We start from the raw sequence: 3969 nt of genomic DNA, 5'->3' as shown, positions 1-3969 counted from the left end.
TATATTTACATGTTTTTTCTTTAAAGGTTCCTTCTTTTACACAATCTTCTTCAAAAATAATGTTTGGGTCTTGAATATCTAGTAAAGATTTAATACTATTAGAATATGACAAGTGAATTCTCTCCTGAATGATGGTTTTGGTCGACTTTTATTCTACAGGGAATTTCACTTGTTTTCTATATTTATTTGAACTTATGTTCCTATACTCTCTTAGCTGATTGGAGTGCAGAGCGGCGACTCCTACGGGATGAAGCGGGACAGTTGAGAACCCCGCAGGAGCATAGCGACGAGGAGGCTCAACGCACGCCCCGTGGAACGCGTCCGCTCGGAACGGAAATCAGCGGTTAATAGGATTTATCCAATATATTTATAAAAAATGACGTTAGTGAAATTCCATCCCTTTCTCTTTTATTAGAGAAGGGGATTTTCTTTCACCAACGTCATAAATTGTACAACCGTTTTTTCGATATACTGCGATTTAGTTGGAAACATAGCCGTGCTTTTCAAACTCTAAAAAAATCGGTTTAAGTTGAACATGTCCTTCTGCTATCATATTTCCATCTATCATAATAAGCGGGTAGAAAAATTCGTCATCCAAAACCTTTAGTGCGACCTCTTTATGTTTTGGATCCAGAGTTTCGGACTCAATGTCAATATAGTGAATATCGAAAGGTTGATTGGGATACTTTCTTGTGATTGCTGCTTGCAGCCATTCATATGTATCCTTCGATGAAGGTGCATTTACGCAGCTCGCACAAATAATATCTGCACCGTAAATTTCTAGTGATATTTTATTTAAACTCATAAAAATCGCTCCTTTTGGATTCATTATTGGATTTTTTCTTCTTTCCAGTTTATAATAACTATTATAAGGGAAGGGAGACGAAAAAACATGACTGATGAAATGATGACAGAACCTGTACAGGATGTATTAAATAAATTACGCCCGTTTTTACTTCGTGATGGAGGTGACTGTGAACTTGTAGATATCGAAGACGGTATTGTAAAGCTTCGCCTTCTAGGAGCATGTGGAACATGCCCAAGTTCAACAATCACATTAAAAGCAGGTATTGAACGTGCATTGCTTGAAGAAGTACCAGGTGTTGTAGAAGTAGAGCAAGTATTTTAAAAGTAAATTATGTATCTAAAGGGACCTTTATTTAGGTCCTTTTTTCTTCGCGAATCTCTTGCCAGCGATCCTTTGCCATTTCTAAGACTAACGGATCGGCCGAGGTACGCTGTGCTTCAATGACTCTAGAAAATCCTTGGATAGCTACTGCCTCGTCTCCAGTTCTTCTTGCCAGTTCGGCTATTAAATATAGAACACGAGCCTCTGACATTTGGGTACCAATGTGGTCACCTTCAGAATAGGCTAGGGTATACAAGTTTTGCGAAATTTTCATAAACCGCATTTCCTCTGCCACGTTTTTTTGCTCACGGTAAAGCCAACTGATTCTCAATACCAACCCTGCAATTGAAAGTGGTTTTTCTTTTTTGAAAGTTGCACATAAATAGGCAAGTTTATATGTTTCTATAGCTTGGTCTATATTTCTTTCGTCTTCAAACGATCTTTTCCGCCATTTACTCGTTATATGCTTATCAATATCTTCTTTGGTTCCTGGAGCAAAATAAGGAGAGAAATCTTCAGTAAACGAAAAGCCACATTCAGGACAAACTGCTACGTTATAATAAAGTGGATTAACTAACGGATTTGTGTAAGATGGCTTGAAGTCCGTTTCATGAGAAGAAATTCGAACAAATCGTGAGCGAATTTTTATTGTTTTAAAATTACTTTTACAGTGAATGCAATTAACTTCTTTTTTATAAAATGCTGTAATATTTATAAAATCCCTCCTCTTTGTATAGTATAACCTATTTGGAAACAGGATAGAGGGATTATGATTGTGCAAGCGTTAAGCAAACTGATATACTTAAGGAAACATAAAGGGAAGGTGACTACGAATGGAACGAGTTGTTGAAATTTCTGAAGCTGCTGCATTTCATGTGAAGAAAATGATGAGCCATAATGGAGAAGAAGGATCATTTCTGCGTGTCGCTGTGAACGGGGGAGGCTGCAGCGGACTCACATATGGTTTAGGATTTGAGCCCGAGCAATCCGAAAAAGATATTTTATTGGAACAACATGGTATCGAAATTATTGTTTCTAGTGATGATGTCGATATTCTAAATGGAACACAAGTAGATTATAAAGAATCCCTAATGGGCGGTGGATTTACAATTGAAAATCCAAACGCTATCCTTTCTTGTGGGTGTGGAACTTCATTCAGAACAGCGAAGAAATCTGGAGCACCCGCGGATTGCTAAAGTATAAGTTCGTCCTCCGAAAGTAATTTTGCCGGAGGGCTTTTTTTGTAGTAAACAATATCTATAATTAATGAATTCAGTATCTTTGAATCATTCCAATTTTTTATATTGTGTTGAAATAGTACTTCAAAAGGGCTATTATTATAGGTAGAGAGTTTTTTAAAACTTAGAAAGACCAGGATTGTGCAAATTTGCGGCTTTGCCGAAGATATTGTGCTCCGGGTACAATAAAATTAAGGGTGGTTTCGATCTTCGTGAAAAGACCGACAATACTAGTATTAGGCGCGGGATATGGCGGTTTAACTACTGTCGTTAATTTACAAAAGTCACTTGGAACTGATGAGGCTGACGTTGTCCTTATTAACAAAAATGAGTATCACTATGAATCGACATGGTTGCATGAAGCAGCAGCAGGTACACTAACACCTGAACAAGTACGCTACGACATCAAACGAGTGATCGATGAGCAAAAGGTAGAGTTTATTCAAGCCTCAGTTGAAGCGATTGATGTAAAAGAAAGAGTTGTAACGACAGATGTCGGTACACACACATATGACTACCTTGTAATCTCATTAGGTTTTGAAGGAGAAACTTTTGGTATCCCTGGACTTGATAAATACGCGTTAGCAATGGCGAATGTCAAAGCAGCTCGTCATATTCGTGAGCACATTGAATATCAATTTGCTACATGGTCTCTTGAAGAAGAAAAAGATGACAGTCGCTTAACTATTATTGTCGGCGGTGCAGGTTTCACAGGCATTGAGTTCCTTGGGGAACTTGGAAATCGCGTTCCTGAACTTTGTAAAGAGTACGATGTTCCAGTTGAAAAAGTACGTGTACTTTGTGTTGAGGCAGCTCCAATGGTTCTTCCTGGTTTTGATGAAGAACTTGTTGAGTATGCTGTTAAACAACTTGAATCTAAAGGGATCGAATTTTCAATAGGTACACCTGTCGTTGAAGCGACTCCTGAAGGCGTCAACATCAAAAAAGGTGAAGAAGAATTTGAGTTCATCAAAGCTGGAACTGTTGTATGGGCAGCCGGAGTTCGTGGTAACCATTTGATCGAAGACTCAGGAATTGAAAATATGCGTGCACGCGTTAAGGTAGAAAAAGACCTTCGTGCGCCAGGTTATGATGATGTGTTTGTTGTCGGAGACTGTGCATTAATGATTAACGAAGCGGTTAATCGTCCATTCCCACCAACAGCTCAAATTGCTATGCAACAGGGCGATATGTGTGCAAATAACATTCTTGCACTTCTAAAAGGACAAGCAACTTCTGAATTTGTACCTGACCTAAAAGGTAGTGTTTGTTCCCTTGGTGATGACGATGCAATCGGTGTGGTTTTTGGTAAAAAAGTAACTGGAACGAAAGCATCATTCATGAAGAAAATGATCGATAACCGAGCACTATTCATGATTGGCGGAGTAGGACTAGTACTGAAAAAAGGTAAATTTAACGTATTATAACCTATCTATACAAACACCTACTCGTCAATGGAGAGGCCACTGAAAAACTTACGTTTGTTAATTTATAATGGTTTCGAAAATCAAAAAGGAGTCAATTCGTTCGATTTTGAACGAATTGACTCCTTTTCCTTTGATTGTTCTTACTCTTTGTCCTTCATTAACGTGATAATTCGCT

General features: G+C 38.2%; 5 protein-coding genes. 3 read left to right on the top strand and 2 right to left on the bottom strand.

The annotated features are described in order from the left end of the window. Nucleotides 1-478: 478 nt before the first annotated feature. Nucleotides 479-805, bottom strand: coding sequence for a YuzD family protein (locus tag ACXYMX_RS02660; protein WP_459042684.1), 327 nt, complete (start codon nt 803-805; stop codon nt 479-481). A gap of 87 nt (nt 806-892) precedes the next feature. Here ACXYMX_RS02660 and ACXYMX_RS02655 point away from each other — a divergent pair, with 87 nt between their 5' ends. After that, nucleotides 893-1129 (top strand): NifU family protein, encoded by a 237-nt coding sequence (locus ACXYMX_RS02655; protein ID WP_459042683.1) that lies wholly within the window; start codon nt 893-895, stop codon nt 1127-1129. Nucleotides 1130-1160: 31 nt separating this feature from the next. Here the strand turns inward: ACXYMX_RS02655 and ACXYMX_RS02650 are convergent, their stop codons facing one another. Next, complete coding sequence (locus tag ACXYMX_RS02650; RefSeq protein ID WP_459042682.1) at nt 1161-1910, bottom strand: DUF2225 domain-containing protein; 750 nt, start codon at nt 1908-1910, stop codon at nt 1161-1163. A 52-nt stretch (nt 1911-1962) separates the two neighbouring features. Between ACXYMX_RS02650 and ACXYMX_RS02645 the strand changes: the two genes are divergently transcribed. Beyond that, entirely contained in the window at nt 1963-2325 is a 363-nt protein-coding gene (locus ACXYMX_RS02645; RefSeq protein ID WP_459042681.1) for a HesB/IscA family protein, read from the top strand. Between the two features lie 254 nt (nt 2326-2579). Further along, nucleotides 2580-3794, top strand: a complete 1215-nt coding sequence (locus ACXYMX_RS02640; RefSeq protein WP_459042680.1) for an NAD(P)/FAD-dependent oxidoreductase — start codon at nt 2580-2582, stop codon at nt 3792-3794. The last annotated feature ends 175 nt before the right edge of the window (nt 3795-3969 follow it).

The sequence above is a fragment of the Sporosarcina sp. CAU 1771 genome (genome assembly GCF_054482775.1).
Note: the sequence above shows the minus strand (reverse complement) of the source record. Positions and strands in the feature narration are given on the sequence as shown.

Excerpts from the sequence above, each read along its gene's own strand:
- ACXYMX_RS02660 (WP_459042684.1), bottom strand. The coding sequence starts at position 805 with ATGAGTTTAAATAAAATATCACTAGAAATTTACGGTGCAGATATTATT.
- ACXYMX_RS02645 (WP_459042681.1), top strand. The coding sequence starts at position 1,963 with ATGGAACGAGTTGTTGAAATTTCTGAAGCTGCTGCATTTCATGTGAAG.
- ACXYMX_RS02655 (WP_459042683.1), top strand. The coding sequence starts at position 893 with ATGACTGATGAAATGATGACAGAACCTGTACAGGATGTATTAAATAAA.